The organism is Parageobacillus sp. KH3-4 (assembly GCF_022846435.1).
In the GTDB taxonomy this organism is placed as follows: domain Bacteria; phylum Bacillota; class Bacilli; order Bacillales; family Anoxybacillaceae; genus Parageobacillus; species Parageobacillus thermoglucosidasius_A.
Genome location: NZ_AP025627.1, coordinates 2,652,068 through 2,674,117 on the forward strand (window position 1 = coordinate 2,652,068; position 22,050 = coordinate 2,674,117).

The 22,050-nt window shown below is 46.0% G+C and carries 21 protein-coding genes; 1 reads left to right on the forward strand and 20 read right to left on the reverse strand.

Annotated features, from left to right (window positions below):
* Positions 1–3: 3 nt before the first annotated feature.
* The 13 genes from ffh to MWM02_RS13415 all read right to left on the reverse strand — a co-directional run bounded on the left by ffh (position 4) and on the right by MWM02_RS13415 (position 15,365).
* Positions 4–1,344, reverse strand: coding sequence for a signal recognition particle protein (ffh, locus tag MWM02_RS13355; protein ID WP_244402213.1), 1,341 nt, complete (start codon positions 1,342–1,344; stop codon positions 4–6).
* Between the two features lie 14 nt (positions 1,345–1,358).
* Positions 1,359–1,691 carry a putative DNA-binding protein gene (locus tag MWM02_RS13360; protein ID WP_064551060.1) on the reverse strand — a complete coding sequence of 111 codons (333 nt, stop codon included), beginning with the start codon at positions 1,689–1,691 and terminating at the stop codon, positions 1,359–1,361.
* 120 nt (positions 1,692–1,811) lie between these two features.
* Positions 1,812–2,804 (reverse strand): signal recognition particle-docking protein FtsY, encoded by a 993-nt coding sequence (gene ftsY / locus MWM02_RS13365; protein ID WP_244402214.1) that lies wholly within the window; start codon positions 2,802–2,804, stop codon positions 1,812–1,814.
* Positions 2,805–2,825: 21 nt separating this feature from the next.
* On the reverse strand, positions 2,826–6,389 hold the full coding sequence (smc, locus tag MWM02_RS13370; RefSeq protein ID WP_244402215.1) for a chromosome segregation protein SMC: 3,564 nt from the start codon (positions 6,387–6,389) through the stop codon (positions 2,826–2,828).
* 99 nt (positions 6,390–6,488) lie between these two features.
* Positions 6,489–7,229: a ribonuclease III gene (gene rnc / locus MWM02_RS13375; RefSeq protein WP_244402216.1), complete on the reverse strand. Its 741-nt coding sequence runs from the start codon at positions 7,227–7,229 to the stop codon at positions 6,489–6,491.
* A gap of 141 nt (positions 7,230–7,370) precedes the next feature.
* A complete protein-coding gene (locus tag MWM02_RS13380; protein WP_003251806.1) occupies positions 7,371–7,604 on the reverse strand; it encodes an acyl carrier protein in 234 nt (77 codons plus the stop codon).
* Positions 7,605–7,675: 71 nt separating this feature from the next.
* Positions 7,676–8,416: a 3-oxoacyl-[acyl-carrier-protein] reductase gene (gene fabG, locus MWM02_RS13385; protein ID WP_064551064.1), complete on the reverse strand. Its 741-nt coding sequence runs from the start codon at positions 8,414–8,416 to the stop codon at positions 7,676–7,678.
* Between the two features lie 3 nt (positions 8,417–8,419).
* The gene (fabD, locus tag MWM02_RS13390; RefSeq protein WP_244402217.1) at positions 8,420–9,361 is read right to left on the reverse strand and encodes an ACP S-malonyltransferase; all 942 of its coding nucleotides are present in this window, start codon (positions 9,359–9,361) and stop codon (positions 8,420–8,422) included.
* Between the two features lie 14 nt (positions 9,362–9,375).
* Positions 9,376–10,365, reverse strand: a complete 990-nt coding sequence (gene plsX / locus MWM02_RS13395; protein ID WP_064551066.1) for a phosphate acyltransferase PlsX — start codon at positions 10,363–10,365, stop codon at positions 9,376–9,378.
* Positions 10,349–10,945 (reverse strand): transcription factor FapR, encoded by a 597-nt coding sequence (gene fapR / locus MWM02_RS13400; protein ID WP_064551067.1) that lies wholly within the window; start codon positions 10,943–10,945, stop codon positions 10,349–10,351. Before fapR ends, plsX begins: the two co-directional genes overlap by 17 nt.
* A gap of 89 nt (positions 10,946–11,034) precedes the next feature.
* Positions 11,035–13,167: an ATP-dependent DNA helicase RecG gene (gene recG, locus MWM02_RS13405; protein ID WP_256462185.1), complete on the reverse strand. Its 2,133-nt coding sequence runs from the start codon at positions 13,165–13,167 to the stop codon at positions 11,035–11,037.
* 141 nt (positions 13,168–13,308) lie between these two features.
* Positions 13,309–14,985 (reverse strand): DAK2 domain-containing protein, encoded by a 1,677-nt coding sequence (locus MWM02_RS13410; RefSeq protein ID WP_064551068.1) that lies wholly within the window; start codon positions 14,983–14,985, stop codon positions 13,309–13,311.
* A gap of 17 nt (positions 14,986–15,002) precedes the next feature.
* Positions 15,003–15,365, reverse strand: coding sequence for an Asp23/Gls24 family envelope stress response protein (locus tag MWM02_RS13415; protein ID WP_064551069.1), 363 nt, complete (start codon positions 15,363–15,365; stop codon positions 15,003–15,005).
* Positions 15,366–15,601: 236 nt separating this feature from the next.
* On the opposite strand from MWM02_RS13415, the gene rpmB reads away from it, so the two are divergent.
* A complete protein-coding gene (gene rpmB / locus MWM02_RS13420; RefSeq protein WP_043904077.1) occupies positions 15,602–15,787 on the forward strand; it encodes a 50S ribosomal protein L28 in 186 nt (61 codons plus the stop codon).
* Between the two features lie 48 nt (positions 15,788–15,835).
* On the opposite strand, the gene spoVM is transcribed toward rpmB, so the two are convergent.
* From spoVM to rlmN, 7 genes are all read right to left on the reverse strand, one after another.
* Complete coding sequence (spoVM, locus tag MWM02_RS13425; RefSeq protein ID WP_003394991.1) at positions 15,836–15,916, reverse strand: stage V sporulation protein SpoVM; 81 nt, start codon at positions 15,914–15,916, stop codon at positions 15,836–15,838.
* 69 nt (positions 15,917–15,985) lie between these two features.
* Positions 15,986–16,633 carry a thiamine diphosphokinase gene (locus MWM02_RS13430; RefSeq protein ID WP_064551070.1) on the reverse strand — a complete coding sequence of 216 codons (648 nt, stop codon included), beginning with the start codon at positions 16,631–16,633 and terminating at the stop codon, positions 15,986–15,988.
* A gap of 58 nt (positions 16,634–16,691) precedes the next feature.
* Positions 16,692–17,342 (reverse strand): ribulose-phosphate 3-epimerase, encoded by a 651-nt coding sequence (gene rpe, locus MWM02_RS13435; protein WP_244402218.1) that lies wholly within the window; start codon positions 17,340–17,342, stop codon positions 16,692–16,694.
* A gap of 2 nt (positions 17,343–17,344) precedes the next feature.
* A complete protein-coding gene (rsgA, locus tag MWM02_RS13440; RefSeq protein ID WP_064551072.1) occupies positions 17,345–18,226 on the reverse strand; it encodes a ribosome small subunit-dependent GTPase A in 882 nt (293 codons plus the stop codon).
* Positions 18,227–18,230: 4 nt separating this feature from the next.
* Positions 18,231–20,192, reverse strand: a complete 1,962-nt coding sequence (gene pknB, locus MWM02_RS13445; protein WP_244402219.1) for a Stk1 family PASTA domain-containing Ser/Thr kinase — start codon at positions 20,190–20,192, stop codon at positions 18,231–18,233.
* 5 nt (positions 20,193–20,197) lie between these two features.
* Positions 20,198–20,947 (reverse strand): Stp1/IreP family PP2C-type Ser/Thr phosphatase, encoded by a 750-nt coding sequence (locus MWM02_RS13450; protein ID WP_064551074.1) that lies wholly within the window; start codon positions 20,945–20,947, stop codon positions 20,198–20,200.
* A gap of 4 nt (positions 20,948–20,951) precedes the next feature.
* The gene (gene rlmN, locus MWM02_RS13455; RefSeq protein WP_244402220.1) at positions 20,952–22,046 is read right to left on the reverse strand and encodes a dual-specificity RNA methyltransferase RlmN; all 1,095 of its coding nucleotides are present in this window, start codon (positions 22,044–22,046) and stop codon (positions 20,952–20,954) included.
* Positions 22,047–22,050: the final 4 nt, after the last annotated feature.

The following is a 22,050-nucleotide window of genomic DNA, read 5'->3' on the forward strand; positions in this document are numbered from 1 at the left end:
TTTCTACATAAACGGGAATTTAAACCCTTTTTTCTTTCCTTTTGGCATATTTGTCATCATTTTCATCATCTTTTTCATTTCGTCAAACTGCTTAAGAAGCCGGTTGACTTCCTGGACAGACGTCCCGCTTCCTTTGGCAATCCGCTTTTTCCGGCTGCCGTTAATAATTTCCGGATGCATTTTTTCTTCTTTCGTCATCGAGCGAATAATCGCCTCTACGCGGCTAATTTGCTTTTCATCAATTTGCAAATTGTTCAATCCTTTTATTTTATGGAAACCGGGAAGCATTTTTAAAATTTCGTCAAGCGGCCCGAGCTTGCGCACTTGCCCGAGCTGTTCCAAAAAATCATCGAGCGTAAACGTGGCGGTGCGCATTTTTTGCTCAAGCTCTTTCGCCTTTTCTTCATCGACAGCGGCTTGCGCTTTTTCAATAAGCGTGAGCACATCGCCCATTCCCAAAATGCGCGAAGCCATGCGCTCCGGATGAAAAGGCTCGAGCGCGTCAAGCTTTTCGCCCATTCCGACGAATTTAATCGGCGTGTTTGTCACTGCCCGAATTGAAAGTGCCGCCCCGCCGCGCGTGTCTCCGTCTAGCTTCGTTAAAATGACGCCGGTAATGCCAAGCTGTTCGTGAAAGCTTTGCGCGACGTTCACGGCGTCTTGCCCTGTCATTGCATCGACAACGAGAAAAATTTCATCCGGCTTCGCGACCTCTTTCATTTGCTTTAATTCATCCATTAACGCTTCGTCAACGTGAAGGCGCCCGGCTGTGTCGATTAGCACATAGTCGTAATGTTCTTCCTTTGCTTTTTCGATGGCCTGCTTGGCAATTTCCACAGGGCTGACTTGATCGCCTAGAGAGAAAACCGGCATATTCAGCTGTTTGCCAAGCGTTTCAAGCTGCTTAACCGCCGCCGGACGATAAATGTCGGCCGCGACTAACAGCGGCTTACGGTTGTATCGTTTCCGCAGCAAGTTCGCTAATTTTCCCGTCGTCGTCGTCTTTCCGGCGCCTTGCAGACCAACCATCATGATGACAGTCGGCGGGCGGCTGGCAACGGCAATTTTACTTTGTTCTCCGCCCATCAGCTCGGTCAGCTCTTCCTTCACCACTTTAATGACTTGCTGCCCCGGTGTTAAGCTTTTTAGCACTTCCTGCCCGACTGCGCGTTCGCTCACCCGTTTGACAAAATCTTTGACTACCTTAAAATTGACGTCCGCCTCAAGAAGCGCAAGGCGAACTTCGCGCATCATTTCTTTCACGTCCGCTTCCGTCACTTTTCCTTTTCCGCGGATTTTGCTCATGACGCTTTGCAAACGCTCCGATAACCCTTCAAACGCCATCTGCTTTCACCTCCTTATTCCAATTCTTCTAGCTCTTCAATAATATGAAAAAGCTGCTGATCGTTTCCATATTTTTGAAAAATATAATCTTTCAGTTCGTTCAACAGCTGTTTTCGCTTTTGAAACTTCTGAAAGAGCGATAATTTTTTTTCATATTCCTCCAGCATCGCCTCAGTTCGCTTTATATTATCATAAACAGCCTGACGGCTGACTTCATACTGCTGTGCAATTTCGCCGAGGGAGTAATCGTCTAAATAATAAAGCGACATATAGCTGCGCTGTTTTGGCGTCAGCAGCGCTTGATAAAAATCGTACAAATAGTTCATTCTCATCGTTTTTTCAAGCATGAAACTCCCTCCTCTCTTGTTAAGTGAAACACCTTTACAGATGATTAGTGTATCCTTTTTTATTATCGATGTCAAGATTTTATCTTTACAAAAAATCGGGTAGTTGTCTACTACCCGATTTTACTTCTCGTTTTTCTCTTCCAATAAATCGGCAAACAGACCGTATACGTATTGCTCCGGATCGAACGGCTGCAAGTCGTCCACTTTTTCGCCAAGCCCAACAAATTTCACCGGGATATGAAGCTCGTTGCGGATCGCCAGCACGATTCCACCTTTCGCTGTGCCATCGAGCTTCGTCAATACAATGCCGGTAACGTTTGTCACTTCTTTAAACGTTTTCGCTTGGCTCATCGCGTTTTGCCCTGTTGTCGCATCAAGCACAAGCAGCACTTCATGCGGCGCACCCGGAATTTCCCGCTCAATAACGCGTTTTACTTTTTCGAGCTCTTTCATCAAATTGACTTTATTTTGCAAGCGTCCTGCCGTATCGCACAAAAGCACGTCGACACCGCGCGCTTTTGCCGCTTGGATCGCGTCATATATCACCGCCGCTGGGTCGGAACCAGCCGTTTGTTTAATGACTTCCGCACCGACGCGCTCTCCCCATACTTCCAGCTGTTCAATCGCCCCAGCGCGGAACGTGTCTCCTGCCGCTAACATCACCGTCTTTCCTTCCGACTTCAGCTTATGAGCAAGCTTGCCGATCGTCGTCGTTTTTCCGACTCCGTTCACACCGACAAACAAAATAACGGTTAAGCCGTTTTCTTGGATATTTAATTCGGCCGGCTTGTCATCATCGCCGCGGTAAATCTCCACAAGCTTTTCGGAAATGACGGCTTGCATTTCTTGCGGGTCTTGAATGTTGCGGCGTTTCACTTCCATTTTCAGCTCATCAACGAGCTCCATGACGGTAGTCACGCCGACATCGGCGCCAATCAAAATTTCTTCAAGTTCTTCAAAAAATTCCTCATCGACTTTTCGATAGCGGGCGATTAAATCATTGACGCGTCCGGCGAACGAATCGCGTGTTTTCGCAAGCCCTTGCTTAAATTTTTCCGTAACCGAATCCGTTTGTTTTGTAATTTTTTCTTTCAGCTTTTTGAAAAAGCTCATATCGACGCCATCCTTTCTCCATTACGACTTTACGAGTTGCTTTGAATCTTCCAAGCGCACGGAAACGAGTTTTGATACGCCCGATTCCTGCATCGTGACGCCATATAGCACGTCCGCTTCTTCCATCGTTCCTTTTCGATGGGTGATGACGATAAATTGCGTCTGGTCGCTGAATTGCTTCAAATATTGGGCATAGCGGTGCACGTTCGCTTCATCCAGCGCCGCTTCCACCTCATCAAGCACACAAAACGGAACAGGGCGCACTTTTAAAATCGCGAACAATAGCGCAATTGCCGTTAACGCCCGTTCCCCGCCGGAAAGCAAACTTAGCTGTTGCAGTTTTTTCCCCGGCGGCTGAGCGACGATTTCAATGCCCGTTTCGAGCAAATCGGACGGGTTCGTCAGGCGCAAATCAGCGCTTCCACCGCCGAACAGCTGGCGGAACACATCGCGAAAGTGGGAACGAATATGTTCAAACGTCGATAAAAACCGTTTTTTCATTTCTTGGTCCATCTCATCAATCACTTGATGAAGCGTTTCTTTTGCCTGCTGAAGATCCGCTTTTTGCTCCGTTAAAAATTGATATCTCTCCAATACCCGTTCATATTCGTCGATTGCGCCCAAGTTTACCGTCCCAAGCTCATCGATTTCCCGTTTAATGAGCTTCACTTTTTTTCGTGCTTCTTGTACATCGACCGTTAACGGATACGCTTTTTTCGCCGCTTCAAACGAAAGCGTATATTCTTCGCGAAGACGGTTCAGCAAGTTTTCTAGTTCGACGTCAAGGCGGTTCAGTTTTACTTCTTCATCTTTCACGATATCGGCAAGCTGTTTATGCTGCCGCTTTTTCTCTTTCCATTCCCGTTCCAAATGCTCGAGCTTCGCCTGATATTGCAAGCGCTGTTCACGGCGGCTGGCAATCAGCTCAATCGTTTTTTGTTTGTCTTGCGCTTTTTTTTGCCGCGTCTTCTCTAATTCTTCTTCTCCAGAATGGCTAGCGTTCATTTCTTCGATCAGAGCGGCGAGTTCCTGTTTGGCTGTCTGCAGCTGTCTTTCTGTATCCGCACGCTCAGCATTGAGCTGCTCTACTTTTTCTTGCGCGTTGTTTAAGCGCTGCTTTGTCTCGGCAAGGATAATTTTTTGTTCGGTCATCGCAGTTTGCAGCGCTTCTTTGGACGTCTGCTCCGTCTGCTTTTGCGCTTGCAGCGTTTCAATCGTCCGGTCAATTTCCCGCAATTTTTCGTCTAAGCCGCGAAGCTGTTCTTCAATTACCGTTAGTTTTTCTTTCATTTGCTTTGCTTCTTGTTCGTCGTGCGATTTTTCATGATCATAAAGCGCTAAACGTTCGTTCATATTTTGTTCTTGCAATTGCACTTCGCGCAATTCGCTTTTTACTTCTTGCAGGGCAAAACGCTCCTTCTCTATTTGCTGGCGCAGCGCAAGCGATGCCGCTTCTCCCTTTTGGATCTCCTTCTTTTTCGTTTGCACAAAACGTTCAAGCCGCTCCGTTTTCTGTTCCATTTCACGGAGCTTTTCCGTAATCGTTTCTAATTCGCGGCTTCTGCTTAACAGCGAATTCGTTTTCTTTGCGATTCCACCGCCGGTCATCGCGCCGCCCGGGCTAACGACGTCGCCGTCAAGCGTTACAAGCCGGTAGCGATAATGCAGCAAGCGCGCCAGTTCATTCGCCCCTTTTAAATCGGTCGTGATAATCACGTTTCCAAGCAAATGGGCAATCACCGAACGGTAGGTACTGTCATATTGAATCAGCTCACTGGCAATTCCGACAAATGCCGGATGGCCTTTAACAAGAGCAAATTGTTCGGGAGAAATCACTTTCGGCTGCATGACATTCAGCGGCAAAAAGGTGGCGCGGCCGTACGCATGCGCTTTTAAGTAACGGATCGCTTCTCGCGCTACTTCCTCATTTTCTACAACGATGTGCTGCATCGCGCCGCCAAGCGCGATTTCCAACGCCGTTTCGTAATGGTCAGGCACTTGAATCAATTCGACGATGGCCCCATGAATGCCCGGAAACTGCGCGCGTGCTTTTAATATTTCTTTTACTCCTTGGAAAAACCCCGCATAGTCTTGCTGCATTTCTTCAAGCATTTCCTTGCGCGATTTCGTTTGCTGCAAATATTGGTACGCTTGATAAAGCAGCGATTCTTTCTTTTCCAAATCGGCTTTCATCGCCGCAAGTTCATTGGTTTTTTGCTGCAAAAGCGTTTCCTTTTGCTGCAGCGCTTTTTCCATTTGTTGACGCTTCTCATCTAGTTTTGTGTATTGCTCTTTAAGATATTTGCGCTCATCCAAATATTTGCGGTTTTCCTCGGCAAGCGCACTTTGTTTTGCCTGCAACTTCTCTAGCATCGCTCGCAAATGGGAGCGTTCGTTTTTTAACGAAGCTTGTTCGTGAACTAGTTCGATATAATCGCTTTTTAACTGCTCGATTTTCTCTTCAACATTTGCGTCGTAGGCAGAAAGGGAAGCTTGTTTCTCTTTTAGTTCCGCTTGAATAGTAGAAACGGCCTTCTTCAATTGAGCAAGCTGTTCTTTTTCACGCTTTAACATGAGCTCAAGGCGTTCTTTTTTTTCGGAAAGAGACGTGATCGTATCTTCGAGCTGCTTTTTATATTGAGCGGCGTTTTTCTTTCGTTCTTTTAATACTTCTTTTCGTCCTTCGAGCTTTTCCAGCTCTTCGCTCGCAACGAGCAGCACTTGCTGAAGGCCATCAATCGACTCATCCAGCGCCGCAATATGGTCGCGCAGCTGTTCGATTTCTGCTTCCTCTTTTTGCAATGCAGCGGAAAGCTGTATTTCATCGTTTTGATGCTGCACGAGCAGTTGCTTTAACGACGTCCATTGCTGATGCAATTGTTCAATGTCATGCACCATCAGCGCTACTTCAAATCTTTCCAGTTCATCGCGCTTTTCCAAATATTCTTTTGCGATCGATGCTTGCATCTTCAGCGGCTCCAGCTGCTGCTCCAGCTCATGTAAAATGTCGCTCACGCGGTGCAAATTCTCTTGCGTTTCAGCAAGCTTATTTTCCGCTTTTTTCTTGCGGATTTTATACTTTAACACACCAGCTGCCTCTTCAAAAATGGTGCGTCTTTCTTCCGGTTTGCTGCTTAAAATTTCTTCGACGCGCCCTTGTCCAATAATGGAAAACGCTTCTTTTCCGAGGCCGGAATCCATGAGCAAATCAACAATATCTTTTAAGCGGCACGGCTGTTTATTGATGAAAAATTCGCTTTCTCCCGAGCGGTAAACACGCCGCGTAATGCTGACTTCCTGATAATCGAGCGGCAAAAATTGATCTTCGTTATCGAGGGTGATCGTCACTTCTGCGACATTCAGCGGTTTGCGAGAATCACTGCCGGCAAAAATAATATCTTCCATTTTTGCGCCGCGCAGCGATTTCGCCGACTGCTCGCCAAGCACCCAGCGAATCGCGTCAGTAATATTGCTTTTTCCGCTCCCATTCGGACCGACGACCGCCGTCACCCCGGGAACAAATTCAATAGATACCCGATCAGCAAACGATTTAAATCCGATAATATCCAACCGTTTGAGGAACATTCGTACCCCGCCTCACAATCTTCCTATTGTTGTACCTGTACCATCACTATAGCATAAAAGCCGAAAGAAGGGCTGACTATTATTCAGAGAGCCAGCCCCTTATTCTTTCACCGCCGTTTTTAGCTTTTGCAATGCCATTTGCGCCGCGTGTTGCTCCGCCTCTTTTTTTGATTTTCCGACACCAATGCCGAGTTCTTGCCCATTTAACGAAACGCGCGAGACAAATTCTTTATTGTGCGCCGGCCCCTTCTCCTCTAAAATGCTATATTCCAGCACGCCGATTCCGTCGCGTTGAACAAGTTCTTGCAATTGGCTTTTAAAATCCATCACATGAGAAAAAGCACCTTCATCAATTTTTGGAAAAATCGTTTGTCCCAAAAATTGCATGACCGCATCCATTCCTTGATCTAAGTAAAGCGCGCCGATGAACGCTTCGAATACGTCAGCCAGCAGCGCTGGTCTTGTTCTCCCCCCTGTCAACTCTTCCCCTTTTCCTAAAAGCACGAGTTCACCAAATGATAAGGCGTTGGCAAACTTCACAAGCGATGGTTCACATACGATTGCCGCGCGCAGTTTCGTCAATTCGCCTTCACTCATATGGGGGAATTTTTTAAACAAATATTGCGAAACGGTAAGTTCAAGCACCGCGTCGCCCAAAAATTCAAGCCGTTCATTGTCTTCATGCGGCCGTCTCCGATGCTCATTCACATACGATGAATGGGTAAAAGCTTGAATGAGAAGCTTTTCATTCGTAAAAAAAATGCCGATTTTGTTTTGCAATTCCTTAAATTTGGCACGCCTTTTTTCATTGATACGTTCCTTATCTTTTTGTTTCGACATATATAAGGCCCTCCGACTTCATCCACGCGAAATATATGCAAGAAGCAATGCTTCTATACTATTATATCCGTTCATCCATGCGTTACACCGATAAAAAGCATAGAAAGCCCCGTTTTTGAACGGGACTTTTCTAGTACGATATTACATGTGGCTTTTTATGTAGTTCACAGCGTCTCCTACTGTGACAATTTTTTCAGCCTCTTCATCCGAAATTTCCATATTGAATTCATCTTCCAATTCCATCACAAGCTCTACGATATCTAGAGAATCGGCACCTAGATCATCTTTGAAAGAAGCATCCAATGTTACTTGGGATTCTTCGACACCTAAACGGTCGACGATGATTTTCGTCACACGCTCTAATACGTCTGCCATCGCATTCACCTCCCTTCATGATTATAGTAGATTCGACTAGAAAATACTAGCGGCTATTTCAAAAACCTATTTTACATGACCATTCCACCGTCAACATGAAGCGTTTGCCCCGTCATATAGCTGGCCGCATCCGATGCGAGGAAGGCAACGACTTTTGCGACATCTTCCGGTTCACCAAAGCGGGCAAGCGGAATTTGCTTTAACATTTCCGCCTTTATTTCTTCGTTAAGGCGCTCGGTCATATCGGTCGTAATAAATCCAGGGGCAACCGCATTGACGGTAATGTTGCGGCTTGCCAGCTCCCGAGCCGCCGTTTTTGTCAAACCAATGACGCCGGCTTTCGCGGCGACATAGTTTGCTTGCCCCGGATTTCCCATGACGCCGACGATGGAAGCGATGTTCACGATGCGGCCGTACCGTTGTTTCATCATCGGGCGCGTCACTGCTTTCGTGCAGTTAAACACCCCTTTTAAATTAATGTTAATCACATCATCCCATTCTTCTTCTTTCATGCGCATTAATAAATTGTCGCGGGTAATGCCGGCGTTGTTGACTAAAATGTCGATGCGTCCAAATCGTTCTAATACCGTTTTAACCATCCGATCAACGGCTTGGGCATCGGATACGTCCGCCTGAATAGCGAATGCTTCTCCGCCCATGTTTTTAATTTCTTCGACAACTTCGTTCGCCTTCGCTTCGCTGCCGGCGTAATTGACCGCTATTTTTGCTCCTTGGCGCGCCAGTTCCAACGCAATCGCCCGGCCGATGCCGCGCGACGCTCCCGTGACAAGCGCGACTTTCCCTTGCAACATCGTTTATTCTCCTTTCAAGGCCGCAACGGTCGCTTGCAAAGACGCAAGATCGTTCACTGCGTATACACGAACGCTGCGGCTAATTTTTTTCACAAGTCCTGACAACACTTTTCCCGGACCAATTTCAACAAATGTATCTACTCCTAAATGGATCATTGTTTCTACCGACTGCTCCCAGCGGACAGGAGAATATAATTGCTCGATCAATAGGCGCAAAATCTCTTCTTTTTTTACAACCGGCTGTGCAGTGACGTTGGCAACGACAGGGATTTCCGCGTCGCAAATCGTAATCGTGTTGAGCACATCTTGCAAATGGCTTGCTGCCGGTTTCATTAGCGAAGAGTGAAACGGACCGCTCACCTCAAGCGGAATCACCCGTTTTGCTCCGCGCTCTTTCGCAAGTTTTCCTGCCTTTTCCACTCCTGCTTTGGAACCGGAAATAACGATTTGCCCTGGGCAGTTTAAATTCGCCAGCTGCACAGGATCGCCTTGTTCGGAAATTTCTTTCGTGACGGCTTCAAGCGCAGCCGCATCCATCCCTAACACAGCCGCCATCGTTCCTTCTCCCGCTGGCACCGCTTTTTCCATAAACTCTCCGCGCTTCCTTACCGCATATACTGCATCGGTAAACGAAAGCGCTCCCGCAGCCACAAGCGCCGTATATTCTCCTAGACTATGGCCGGCGACGTAATCAGCCGTAATCCCGGCTTCTTTTACTTTTTGAAGAAGCGCAACGCTTGTCGTCAATAAAGCGGGCTGTGCGTTGTACGTTAATGTCAGCGTTTCTTGCGGTCCTTCGAAAATCAGTGAGGAAAGCGCAAAACCAAGGCGCTCGTCCGCGGACTGAAACACCGCAGCAATATTGGCGTCGCTTTGCGCGATGTCTTTTCCCATCCCTACCGTTTGCGATCCTTGTCCTGGAAAAATAAAGGCGATTTTCCCCATACGTTTCCCTTCCTTTATGAATGATTTTGTTCAAGCGCCTCTTTTATGGTAGTGATGATATCGTTCATTACCATTTCCCGCGCCTGACGGACGGCGTGAAAGATCGCATTCGCATCAGACGAACCGTGCGCTTTTATGACAGGCGCGTTTAATCCGAACAGTGCTGCTCCTCCGTATTCGGTGTAATCCATCGTTTTTTTCAAATTGATTAATTTCGGTTTCAACATGGCTGCCGCTAATTTGCTTGAAAAACTGCTTGTTAACGTTTTTTTCAACATCGAAAAAACGGACATGGCCGTGCCTTCAATCGTTTTTAGCGCGACGTTTCCAGTAAATCCATCTGTAACAACGACATCGGCGACACCTTGTAATAAATCGCGCGCTTCCACGTTACCGATAAAATGGAGGTTCGTCTCTTTTAAAAGTTGGAAAGTCCGCTTTGCTACATCATTCCCCTTTTGGTCTTCCGTTCCGACATTTAACAGGCCGACGCGCGGCTGTGAAATTCCGCGCACTTTTTCCGCGTACACCGCACCCATTAAAGCGTATTGCAACAAATGTTCCGGCCGGGCATCAACGTTTGCGCCGACGTCCAAAAATAAAAATCCTTCGCCGCCAACCGTCGGAAGCGTCGGCGCCAATGCCGGCCGATCGATCCCAGCAATCCGTCCGACGACAAATAACCCTGCCGCCATCAGCGCGCCTGTATTTCCCGCCGATATGCAAGCATCAGCGCGGCCTTCTTTCACTTCTTCAGCCATTAGTACCATGGACGAACGCTTTTTCCTTCTCACCGCCCGCACTGGTTCATCTGTTGCTTCGATTACTTCGTCGGTATGAATAACAGTGATGCGATCTTCCGATGAAAGGTATGGACGAATTTTGCTTTCGTCTCCTAATAGAGTAATATGTATATCTGAGAAGTGCCGGGCAGCTTTTATGGCGCCAAGGACGATTTCTTTTGGCGCATGGTCGCCGCCCATCGCATCAATGGCTATTTTCATCGCTGTCTCCATCCTTTTTTTCGTTATTTGATCGATACATTTCAAACGTTCCAGAAAAGACAAGCTCTTGTCCGACGTAGCTGTTTACTTCGACAATCGTCCGTCCGTTCTCGTTTTCGCCGATCACTTTCGCTTTCGCCACTACGCGCTCGTTTTCTTTCACTTGTCTTGTAAAGCGAATGTTCGCTTTCGCTGTCAGCGCAAGTTCGTCGTTAATGACAGCGACGGCAAGCGAATTGGCTTGGGCGAACAAATGGTGGCCACGCGCAATGCGGTTCCGTTTAAACACGTGTTCCGCTCTCACATCGAAAATAGAAATGGCGCTATGGTCTGGCTCGATATCAATAATTTCCCCGATCACTTCCTCAATCGGAAGCGCTCTTACTTTATCCGCCAGCGACTGTTGTGCGACATGTTTAATTCGCTCGCGCAGTTCAGGTATTGACAACTCTAAGCGGTCTAAGCGGATCGTTTGAACGCTGACAGAAAATTTTTCTGCCAATTCTTCGTCGGTAATGAACGGATTTTTTTGAATCGTCTCTTGCAAAAGCCTTTGTCTTTCGCGTTTGCTTTTCCGCATGTTTCTTACACCGTCCGTTTTTATGACTAGGTACTAACAGTAGTATATAATCTCAAAAAAAAGATTGCAAGCAAAAAAACAAAGGTCCATCAGTCTAATTTTTCTCCATCTAGTACACCGGACTCCTGCAAATAAAGGCGCAACCATTGATACGACTCATCGCGCCAAAAAGCGGTAGACTGGACCAACTTCGCCGCATCGTTGCGCGCTACTTCCAAGATGCGATAATCATGTACGACGTCTCCAAATTTAAATTCAGGCATGCCGCTTTGCTTTGTACCAAAAAAATCACCCGGGCCACGCAATTGCAAATCTTTTTCGGAAAGTACGAATCCGTCCGTTGTTTCCGTCATAATGCGCATGCGCTCTTTCCCTGTTTCCGATTTTGGATCGGCGATTAAAATACAATACGACTGCTCATCGCCGCGGCCGACCCGTCCGCGCAATTGATGTAGCTGCGCCAGCCCAAACCGCTCCGCATCGTAAATCACCATAACCGTGGCGTTCGGCACATTGACGCCGACTTCGACGACCGTAGTCGAAACTAACACCTGCACACGATTTTCGCTGAACGCCTTCATCACTTCTTCTTTTTCCTCTGAAGAAAGCCGCCCGTGCATCAGCCCGATGTTGTATTTTCCTCTGTAATAATGAGTCAGCATGCTGTGGACATCAATCGCATTTTGCACATCCAATTTTTCCGATTCCTCAATAAGCGGGCATATGACATATGCTTGCCGTCCTTTTTGAATTTCTTTTTCCATAAAGTCAAGGACGCGTTCAAACATATGATGCTTTACCCAATACGTCTGCACCTTTTTTCTTCCAGCCGGCATTTCATCGATTACTGATACATCCATTTCGCCGAACGCGGTAATCGCAAGCGTTCTCGGAATCGGCGTCGCCGTCATCATCAGTACGTCAGGCGCTTGCCCTTTTTCGCGCAAAATCCGGCGCTGTTCCACTCCAAAGCGATGTTGTTCGTCTGTAATCACTAAGCCTAGCTTTTTAAAATTTACTTCTTCCTGAATAAGCGCGTGCGTTCCAACAACAATATCAATCGTTCCGCAAGCAAGCTGTTCTAAAATCTCTTTTCTTTTCTTTCCTTTCACAGAGCTGGTTAACAACGCTACTGTTACATCGGTCGACGCGAATAATGTTTGCAATGACTGTGCGTGCTGCTCCGCTAAAATTTCCGTCGGCACCATGAGCGCCCCTTGATAACCGGACAAAACAGCGGCATATAAGACAATCGCGGCAACGACCGTTTTCCCCGAACCAACATCTCCTTGAAGAAGACGGTTCATGCGGTACGGCGATTGCATATCCGTTAATATTTCGCGAACGACGCGTTGCTGCGCTGTTGTTAGCGGAAATGGCAGCCGCCCGATAAAATCATGCAATTTTTCCGTCGAAAACGAGTGGGCGATTCCTTTCGAATGCTCTCTCTGCACCTTGCGAAGCGCATGAACTTTTAATTGGAAAAGCAAAAATTCCTCGTATACAAGCCGGCGTCTCGCCTGTTTCAATTCCTCGTGGGAACGCGGGAAATGGATTGCCCGAATCGCTTCTTGCTTCGAAATAAGCCGGTACGTTCGCCGCATCGATAGCGGAAGCGGATCGATAATTGCTTCACCGTATTGCGTTAAAGCCAACTGGATAAAACGCCGCATTCCTTTCACAGTGACAGAGCCGCGAACGGAATAAACCGGTTCCAACTCGCGCCTTTGCGGCAGCGCTCCTAATTTCAATTCATTTGCTGTAATCGTTTGGCGGCGCCGGTCCCATTTTCCGATGACCGTAACCGTATCGTTAATGGACAATTTTTGCTTCAAATAAGGACGGTTGAAACAAACGACGGTAATTAAATACCGCCCGACAAGCAAGCGAAACGTTAGGCGTGATCTTTTCTTCGCATAATATGTAAGAGAAGGCTCGCTATAAACCTTCCCTTCGACCGTTACTTTTTCGTCATGTTTCACTTCCGCCAAATCTTTTACCTCATAATCTTCATAGCGATAAGGAATATGCATGAGCAATTCCTCAATTGTTGTAATCCCCATTTCCCGGAGCGCTTCGCTCGTTTCTTCGCCAATTCCCTTTATTGCTGTAACGGGTTGTTGCAACTCACGATTCACGGCTATTAGCTGAAACGCCGAATGGCGTTTGCTGCTAACCCTCCTTGTGCAGTTTCTTTTCGTTTCAATGATCCGATTTTTCATGAAAGAAAGCGCCAATATGCCGCTGGCCGCTTGGCGCCAGATGCGCCATTATCGCAAAAGCGCTTTTCTATTTCATGTTTCTCTTGTCTTTGACATACAATAAAATAGAAGGGGGAGCCCCCTTCTACTATTCTAACATATTCATTCAACAGAAAAGATAAAAGGATATAGCGGCTGTTTGCCATTGTGTACTTCCACTTCCACATCCGAATACGTTTCCTCAATATAAGAAACGATTTCTTCCACTTCCTCTTCTGTCGCTTCTTTTCCATATATCATTGTGACGATTTCGCTGTCTTCGTCAATTAACGAATGAAGCAATTGCTTTGTTACCGAAAGCTTATCCTTTTCGGCCGCGACGATTTTATTATCGGCAAGCCCCATGTAGTCATTTTTTTTAATTTCTACCCCGTCGATCGTTGTGTCGCGTACAGCAAACGTAACTTGCCCGGTTTTGACGCGAGACAAGGCAACGGTCATTGCTTTTTCGTTTTGTTCTTCAGAAAGTGACGGGTTAAACGCTAACAACGCCGACATTCCTTGCGGGACAGTCTTCGCTGGAATGACGATCACTTTTTGGCTGACGACAGAGGCAGCTTGTTGCGCAGTCATAATAATGTTTTTATTGTTCGGCAACACGAATACCGTTTCGGCGTTAATGCTTTCAATCGCCTTTACGATATCTTCCGTGCTAGGGTTCATCGTTTGGCCGCCTTCAATCACGACGTGCGCGCCGATGCTTTTTAACAGTTCGGCAACGCCAGCTCCCATCGCGATTGCCACAATCCCGTATTTTTCTTTTTGTTTGGCGTTTGCCGCTCTCACAGCGGCATTGTCCTCTTTATTCACAATGTTTGCGTGTTGTTCGCGCATATTTTCGATTTTAATGTTGATTAAACTCCCGTATTTTTGCCCGTACGTCAATACTTCTCCAGGCTGCTCCGAGTGTATATGCACTTTTACAAGCTCATCATCGGCAATCACTAACAGCGAATCGCCGAATCGGCTTAAATCTTGGCGAAACGCTTCTTCGGAGAACGGATGCTTTTCTAGTTTATCGCGTTCAAACCGCACCATAAATTCGGTACAGTAACCAAACTCGATGTCGTCGGTATGAATGTGGCTTTGTGCACTTTTATGGTGTTCAGCCTTGATTAATTCTTGCATGGAAACTTCCGCCGGCTTCCGATCAGCGACGCTTTCTCCTTTCAATCCGCTCAAAAAACCTTCATATACGTAGACAAGACCTTGACCGCCGCTATCCACAACACCGACTTCTTTTAACACCGGCAATAATTTGGGGGTGCGTTGCAAAGATGCCTTTGCTTCTTTAACCACTTCTTCCATCACGACAACAATATCTCGTTCTTTTTTTGCGACTTCCACGGCCCGTTTCGCCGCGTCTTTCGCTACGGTTAATATCGTGCCTTCCACCGGCTTCATGACTGCTTTATAAGCGGTGGCGACTCCTGCTTCAAGCGCAGCGGCAAATTCGACACTATTAATTTCTTGTTTCGTTTCAATCGCTTTCGCAAAACCACGGAACAATTGCGATAAAATCACTCCTGAATTTCCGCGCGCCCCCATCAACAATCCTTTTGCCAATGCGCTGCTGACTTTCCCAATATGATCGGAAATGTTGTCTTTTACTTCCTTCGCTCCAGAAGTCATGGACAAATTCATATTTGTGCCTGTATCGCCATCCGGGACCGGAAAGACGTTCAGCGCGTCGACAGCTTTAGCATTGTTGGATAAATGCGCTGCTCCTTGGAAGACCATTTCGGCAAAACGTCTTCCGTCAAGTGTCCTAATTGTCACCGACTAACTCCTCCTTACTACGGATTCGTCACGCGAACCCCTTGAACGTAAATATTAATCGACTGTACAGAAAGACCTAACGTTTGGTCAAGCGTATATTTCACTTTTGTTTGCACGTTATGGGCAACTTCGGAAATTTTCGTTCCATAGCTAACGATAATGTACATATCGATATGTACTTCGCCGTTTTCTTCGCGGACAATCACGCCTTTGGAAAAGTTTTCTCTCCGCAAAATTTCCGAAATCCCATCTTTAATTTGGTTTTTCGACGCCATTCCGACGATTCCGTAACAATCCACCGCGGCACCGCCCGCAATCATTGCAATGACGTCGTTCGCAATTTCAATTCGCCCGTATTTCGTTTGCAATTCAATAGACATGCTCGCTCCCCCTTCGGAATTGTTCGCATAGCTACAGCCATTGTACTATAACATTTTCCTTTTTAAAAGTTGTCCCATCGCCCACTAGTATTATTTAGCCGAAAATAAAAATATATGTCAAGGATATTTTCTTGAAAGATAAAACATCATATATTGAAATTTCACTGCTTGTATGATAAATTATAATAGTGTTTTTTAGACTTACATGGAGCGGTACTAGTAAGGAGGGAAAAAAGATGGCAAAATGCTTTGTGACAGGAAAGAAAAAATCTTTCGGCAACTCACGTTCTCATGCGATGAACGCCAATAAACGCACATGGAAAGCAAATCTGCAAAAAGTTCGTATTTTAGTGGACGGTAAGCCAAAACGTGTATGGGTGTCTGCCCGCGCGTTAAAATCCGGAAAAGTGCAACGTGTGTAATGACGGTTTGCTAATCATAAAAAAAGCACCAAATTTGGTGCTTTTTTCTTATCCTTTTTTAAAAGAATTTAGCATAGCACGCACAATCCCGCCGAGAAATTTCGGCAATTTAATGGTATAAAATTTCATTCCGATTCCCTCCTCACATCATCGTAACGCTCTTCGCCTCATCTTCTTTATCAGTATATTCGTTTCATTTTAAATCGTACCTGCATCGCTGCTTCTTATCATCATTAATATGCCTTTGGAAAAGGAAAAAGTACCGGAAGCTTGGATAAGTTCATTACTAATACATAGTGTCGACCCGCGAAAAATATGACAATTTGTTAGCGGATATTTAAACCCTTTCAACGTCATTCCTTTAATATCATCGGAAATCGGAAGGTAAGAAACGTAGCGGTATCGTTCATCATAAGAAACGGTGTGCGTGCCTGGAAGATGAATCGTCACAATATTTTGCTTGTCTATCATCTCGATCGGCTTTTCTGCATGTTTGATCAGCAATTGAACATTGCCGAATAAATGATCCAAGCGGCCGCCGGTTGCCCCGAAAATCCGGATTTTCTCTGCTTTTTGCTGCACCGCCCAATCAAGTGCAATCTCCATATCCGTTTTGTCTTTTTCCGCCGGCCATATGTCAAGATGGTCAAGCGTTTTTTGCAATGATACAATCTCTTCCGCCGTCAACGAGTCGAAATCGCCAAACGCCCTCACCGGCCGGATCCCTGCCTCAAGCAGCGTCTTTGTCCCGCGGTCTACCCCGATCCATCGCACATGTTCCCCATCATAACTAGAAAGAGAAGGAAGATGCTCATTCGGTCCTCCGCCGACAATATGAATAAACATACGATTTCTCCCTTCCGAATTTTATTTTATAAAAGCGGAAGGCTGAATTGCCTCCCGCTCAGTCCTCGCCGCGAATGGCGCGAATCGCCGCAGCGCGGTCGCGTTCATTATAAATGGCGGAACCAGCAACAAGCACGTTTGCTCCCGCTTCGATGCAAAGGCGAGCTGTTTCTGCATTGATCCCGCCATCCACTTCAATTTCTACAAACCGTCCTTTTTCTTTTACTAATTGCGCGACTTTCCTAATTTTTGGCAGTACAGATGGAATAAATTTTTGTCCTCCGAACCCTGGATTGACTGTCATCAATAACACTAAATCAACGTCATCGATCATGTGTTGAATCATTTCTACCGGCGTATGTGGATTTAAGACAACCCCAGCCTTTACCCCATGCTCTTTGATCAAATGAATCGTGCGGTGTAAATGCGGACACGCTTCGACATGGACCGATAAATAATCCGCACCTGCCTTTGCAAAAACAGGAATGTAGCGATCAGGCTCTTCAATCATTAAATGAACGTCTAAAGGCAGCTTTGTCACAGGACGAATCGCTTCGACAATTAGCGGACCGATTGTAATGTTTGGAACAAAGTGTCCATCCATCACATCGACATGAATGTAATCGGCTCCGCCTCGTTCCACGTCACGGATTTCCTCGGCAAGCTGTGCAAAATTTGCAGATAAAATCGATGGCGCAATTTTTACCATAGTCAATACCTCGGCTTTCGTTCTTTCATTTCTTCGACAAAACTGATGTAATTCTCATACCGATAAGAAGGGATTTCCCCCGCTTCGACCGCTTCTCTCACAGCGCATTTCGGCTCCGCAATATGCAAGCAACCACGAAATTTGCACGCATCGCTTCGCTCGCGAAACTCTGGAAAATAAAGCGGCAGCTCATCTATTTCCAACTCATCCAACTCTAGCGCACTAAACCCTGGCGTATCGGCAACGAGACCACCGCCAATTTCCAGCAATTCCACATGACGGGTTGTATGTTTTCCGCGCCCTAAATGCGTAGAAACATCATTTGTTTTTAGCTGCAAATCCGGGCGGAGTACATTTAAAAGCGAAGATTTTCCAACGCCGGATTGCCCAGCAAAAACGGAAACGCGGCCTTCTAAATATGAAAGCAGCCGTTCTACTCCCATTTTTGTGACAGTTGACGTTTCAATGACATCATAGCCCACTTGCTGATAGTCGCGAATATATTGTTCTATTGCTGGTTTTGTCTGATCGTCGACTAAATCCATTTTATTCACAACAACAACCGGACGAATATGTTTCGATTCGGCTAAAACGAGAAAGCGGTCGAGAAGCTTTGCGCTAAAATCCGGCTCCACTGCCGAAAACACTAAAATCGCTTGTTCTACATTAGCGATTGGCGGACGAATAAGCCAGTTTTTTCGTTCGCGTATCTCCATGATATATCCTTCTGTCTCGCCTGTCGCCTGAAACACGACATGATCGCCGACGAGAGGAGTAATTTTCTGCTTTCGAAATACTCCTCTTCCCCGACATTGAAACACCTTTCCTTCCGATAACACATAATAAAATCCGCTTAACGCTTTAATAATCTTTCCTTCAGCCATAGCCTCACTCCTTTTGATGATTGTCTGGATATGGAATGGTTCCCTCGTCTTTTACTACATTGTTTACAATAACGCGATAATACGCCGTTTCCTTATATGGGATTTCAAACGTCACCGTTTCTTTTGTCGGTTCAGTCAAACGGTATGTTTTATATGGTGTCGTCATATTGTGATTAGCATCTTGAATATATAATTGTGCTTCAACAACTTGGCCTTCTTCTTCCGGTTCATACGGAATTTCAATATCTTTAATCACCGTCTTTGTAGGGAGCGGCTCTCTGCCGCGCGAAATAATGACCGTAATCGTATCTCCTCTGTCCACTTTTTCATTTGCTTTCGGCGTCTGCGAAATAACGAGCCCTTCCGGAACATTATCGGAATATTCGTATTGCATGTTCACATGCAGCTGCTGGTCATTGGCATAATCACGCACGCTCTTTTCCGTATACCCGGTCAAATCTTTTAGCGTTATTTTTTCCGGACCAAGACTGACAGTGAAAATCACTTCCGTTTCTTCGGGAACGACTTCGTCCCCTGCATAAGGAAATTGGTCGATAATCGTACCAAGCGGCTTATCGCTGTATCGTTCATTGCGCGTAATCTTCATAAAATTTTCGTTTTTCAGTTGTTCTTCCGCCATTCCGATATCTTCGCCGATAAAATCGCCGAACTCCACTTTCTTTTTACCGATGCTTTTATAAATAATCACAGCCGACCCTTTTTTTACCGTCATTCCCGCTTCTGGTTTTGTGCGCACTACTTTTCCTTCCGCGATTTTGTCATTCTCGACGTCAACGGTGTCTTTAATCTCTAACCCCAGCGCCGACAGCTGTTCAACCGCCTTGTCATAATCCTTATTGATGACATTCGGCATCGTCACTTCCTTTGGAAAAATCAAATCAGGAATCCACGTGACCACGCTCACTCCGGTCGCGACTAGAAACAAAAATAATGCGGTAAGCCAAGCAATCCATTTTCGCTTTTTTTTCGGTTTTGCTTCGTCTTTCTCTTCTTCCTGTTTTTCTTCGTAAACAATGGTTTGCTGCTCGCTCCCGGCGCTAATATAATTTTCTTTGATAATGGGAATCGCCTTTGTCGGCTCCTCGTCATCAGCAGGAATCACGAATTTTTGTTCGTTGACACGTTCTGGATCTAAAGCCGTGTGAATATCCTCGTTCATTTCCCTGACCGAACGGTAACGATAAAACGGATCTTTCGCCGTCGCTTTCAAGATAATGTTCTCGACGCTTTGCGGAATGCTAGGATTCCACGCTTTGGGGGAAGGGGTTTCCGTTTGCAAATGTTTGAGTACAATCGATACGGCAGACTCGCCGGAAAAAGGAAGCCGCCCCGTTACTAATTCAAACATGACAATTCCTAAAGAATAAATGTCTGACTTTTCTGTCGCAATTCCGCCGCGTCCTTGTTCTGGCGACAAATAATGAACAGAACCGAGAACCGAATTGGTTTGCGTAATCGTAGTCGAGCTAAGGGCAACAGCAATCCCGAAATCGGTCACTTTCACATTTTCGTGCTCGTCCATTAAAATGTTTTGCGGCTTAATATCGCGGTGAATAATTCCGTTTTCATGGGCGTGCGCGATTGCGGATGTCAATTGTTCCATAATATGAAGCGCCTTTGGAACCGGGAGGGGGGCATGTTTGTGAATATATTGTTTTAATGTACACCCACACACATACTCCATGACAATATAATAAATGCCTTCATCTTCTCCAACATCGTAAATGGTGACGATATTCTCGTGATTCAAGCTCGTTGCCGCTTGCGCTTCACGGCGAAATCGTCTAATAAACTGTTCATCATTGGCAAAATCTAAGCGCAGTACTTTCACGGCGACGTCGCGGTCTAAAATGATATCTCTCGCCAAATAAACGTTTGCCATCCCTCCGCCGCCAATTAAACGAATAATTTTATAGCGATCGTTTAACCGTTTGCCGATGAGCATGCGGATCACCTACTTTCACGTTCCAATGAAAAATCGATAATCGCCAATGTAATATTGTCTTCTCCCCCATGTTCATTCGCCAAGTCAATTAACGTTTGCGCCTTGTGCTCGAGCGTGCCGTCGGATGTTAAAATATGTATCATCATCTGTTCCGATACCTTGTTGGATAAACCGTCCGAACATAGAAGCAACATATCATGCTCATCGATGCTGATCGTTTTCACATCCAATTTCACTTCTTGTTCTGTGCCGAGCGCACGCAGCAATATATTTTTACGCGGATGGTGTTCTGCATCCTCTTTGGAAATTTGCCCAGTTTTCACTAATTCATTGACAAGCGAATGATCTTCCGTAATTTGTTGAAACCCGCTTTTATTTAACAAGTAGCAGCGGCTGTCGCCAATATGCCCGACCGTCGCAAACTGGTCGGTGCAAATCGCGCTGACGATCGTCGTCCCCATTCCTTGGCATTCCGCATGATTCAAGGAATGCTCAAATAAAATCCGGTTCACGGCTGCGACATGGTCTTTCAACCATTGTTCTGCGATATCCGGAGAAGAGATGTGCTCTGATTGTTCCCATTCTTTTTTTAAATACGAAATCGTCATTTCACTCGCGACATCGCCGGCACGATGCCCTCCCATTCCATCGGCGACAACCGCCAAATAATGTCCGTCTTTATTTTGAAAAACTCCGCCGCTATCTTCGTTGTGAGCCCGAATTTTGCCAACGTCGGTTTGAAAAACGACTTTCATTCTTTCACCTCGTCTCTTCTTTTCGCTCCTTCGCGCGAAGCTGCCCACATGCTGCGTCAATATCATGTCCTTGTTCGCGGCGAATCGTAACATTGATTCCGTGTTTTTTTAACGCGCGTTCAAATGCAAAAATTTGATCGCGCGGCGTCCGCACGTAATTTCGTTCTGGTACGTAATTAACCGGAATTAAATTAACATGGCATTTCAATCCTTTAATAAGCTCGGCTAGCTGTTCCGCGTGTTCGATTTGATCGTTCACTCCGCCGAACAGTCCGTATTCAAACGTGACACGTCGCCCCGTTTTTTCGATGTAATAACGGACCGCGTCCATTAATTTTGGCAGCGGATACGCTTTATTGATCGGCATTAACTTTGTGCGCAGCTCCGTCGTCGGAGCGTGCAGCGAAATCGCAAAATTCACTTGCATCCCTTCATCCGCAAATTGGTAAATTTTCGGGATAATTCCGCTTGTCGAAACGGTGATATGCCGGGCACCGATGTTCAACCCTTTTGCATGGTTGACGATTTTCAAAAATTTGATTAGTTCATCGTAATTGTCAAACGGCTCGCCAATTCCCATGACGACAATGCTGCTTACGCGCTCTCCTTGCTCATCAAGCTCTTTTTGTACCTTTACGACTTGTGCTACAATTTCTCCTGCTTCCAAATGACGCTTCAGGCCGCCAAGCGTCGAAGCGCAAAATGTGCAGCCGATGCGGCAGCCCACTTGCGTCGTCACACAAATGGAATTTCCGTAATTATGGCGCATCAGTACCGTTTCAATCGAATATCCGTCGTGAAGCTCAAACAAAAACTTCATTGTGCCGTCTTTTGATATTTGTTTCACTAACGTTTTTAACGTTGTGATATCGAAATGCCCGCTTAATTGTTCGCGCAACGTTTTCGGAAGATTCGTCATTTCCGAGAAATTGGTAACGCGTTTTTGATATAGCCATTCATATATTTGCGTGGCGCGAAACGGTTTTTCTCCTTGCTCAATGATCCAGTTTTTTAACTGTTCAAACGTAAGGGAATAAATTGACGGCAAATGTGATCTTGTTTGTTGGTTTTCCCGTTTTATTACATTTGTTTGTTCCAATGAA

Excerpts from the sequence above, each read along its gene's own strand:
- recG (WP_256462185.1), bottom strand. The coding sequence starts at position 13,167 with ATGAAAAATCGGATCATTGAAACGAAAAGAAACTGCACAAGGAGGGTT.
- rnc (WP_244402216.1), bottom strand. The coding sequence starts at position 7,229 with ATGTCGAAACAAAAAGATAAGGAACGTATCAATGAAAAAAGGCGTGCC.
- fabG (WP_064551064.1), bottom strand. The coding sequence starts at position 8,416 with ATGTTGCAAGGGAAAGTCGCGCTTGTCACGGGAGCGTCGCGCGGCATC.
- MWM02_RS13380 (WP_003251806.1), bottom strand. The coding sequence starts at position 7,604 with ATGGCAGACGTATTAGAGCGTGTGACGAAAATCATCGTCGACCGTTTA.
- pknB (WP_244402219.1), bottom strand. The coding sequence starts at position 20,192 with ATGCTCATCGGCAAACGGTTAAACGATCGCTATAAAATTATTCGTTTA.
- rsgA (WP_064551072.1), bottom strand. The coding sequence starts at position 18,226 with ATGGCTGAAGGAAAGATTATTAAAGCGTTAAGCGGATTTTATTATGTG.
- MWM02_RS13450 (WP_064551074.1), bottom strand. The coding sequence starts at position 20,947 with ATGAAAGTCGTTTTTCAAACCGACGTTGGCAAAATTCGGGCTCACAAC.
- rpe (WP_244402218.1), bottom strand. The coding sequence starts at position 17,342 with ATGGTAAAAATTGCGCCATCGATTTTATCTGCAAATTTTGCACAGCTT.
- rpmB (WP_043904077.1), top strand. The coding sequence starts at position 15,602 with ATGGCAAAATGCTTTGTGACAGGAAAGAAAAAATCTTTCGGCAACTCA.
- fapR (WP_064551067.1), bottom strand. The coding sequence starts at position 10,945 with ATGCGGAAAAGCAAACGCGAAAGACAAAGGCTTTTGCAAGAGACGATT.
- ffh (WP_244402213.1), bottom strand. The coding sequence starts at position 1,344 with ATGGCGTTTGAAGGGTTATCGGAGCGTTTGCAAAGCGTCATGAGCAAA.
- smc (WP_244402215.1), bottom strand. The coding sequence starts at position 6,389 with ATGTTCCTCAAACGGTTGGATATTATCGGATTTAAATCGTTTGCTGAT.
- plsX (WP_064551066.1), bottom strand. The coding sequence starts at position 10,365 with ATGAAAATAGCCATTGATGCGATGGGCGGCGACCATGCGCCAAAAGAA.
- MWM02_RS13430 (WP_064551070.1), bottom strand. The coding sequence starts at position 16,633 with ATGTTTATTCATATTGTCGGCGGAGGACCGAATGAGCATCTTCCTTCT.
- spoVM (WP_003394991.1), bottom strand. The coding sequence starts at position 15,916 with ATGAAATTTTATACCATTAAATTGCCGAAATTTCTCGGCGGGATTGTG.
- ftsY (WP_244402214.1), bottom strand. The coding sequence starts at position 2,804 with ATGAGCTTTTTCAAAAAGCTGAAAGAAAAAATTACAAAACAAACGGAT.
- fabD (WP_244402217.1), bottom strand. The coding sequence starts at position 9,361 with ATGGGGAAAATCGCCTTTATTTTTCCAGGACAAGGATCGCAAACGGTA.
- MWM02_RS13415 (WP_064551069.1), bottom strand. The coding sequence starts at position 15,365 with ATGTCTATTGAATTGCAAACGAAATACGGGCGAATTGAAATTGCGAAC.
- MWM02_RS13360 (WP_064551060.1), bottom strand. The coding sequence starts at position 1,691 with ATGCTTGAAAAAACGATGAGAATGAACTATTTGTACGATTTTTATCAA.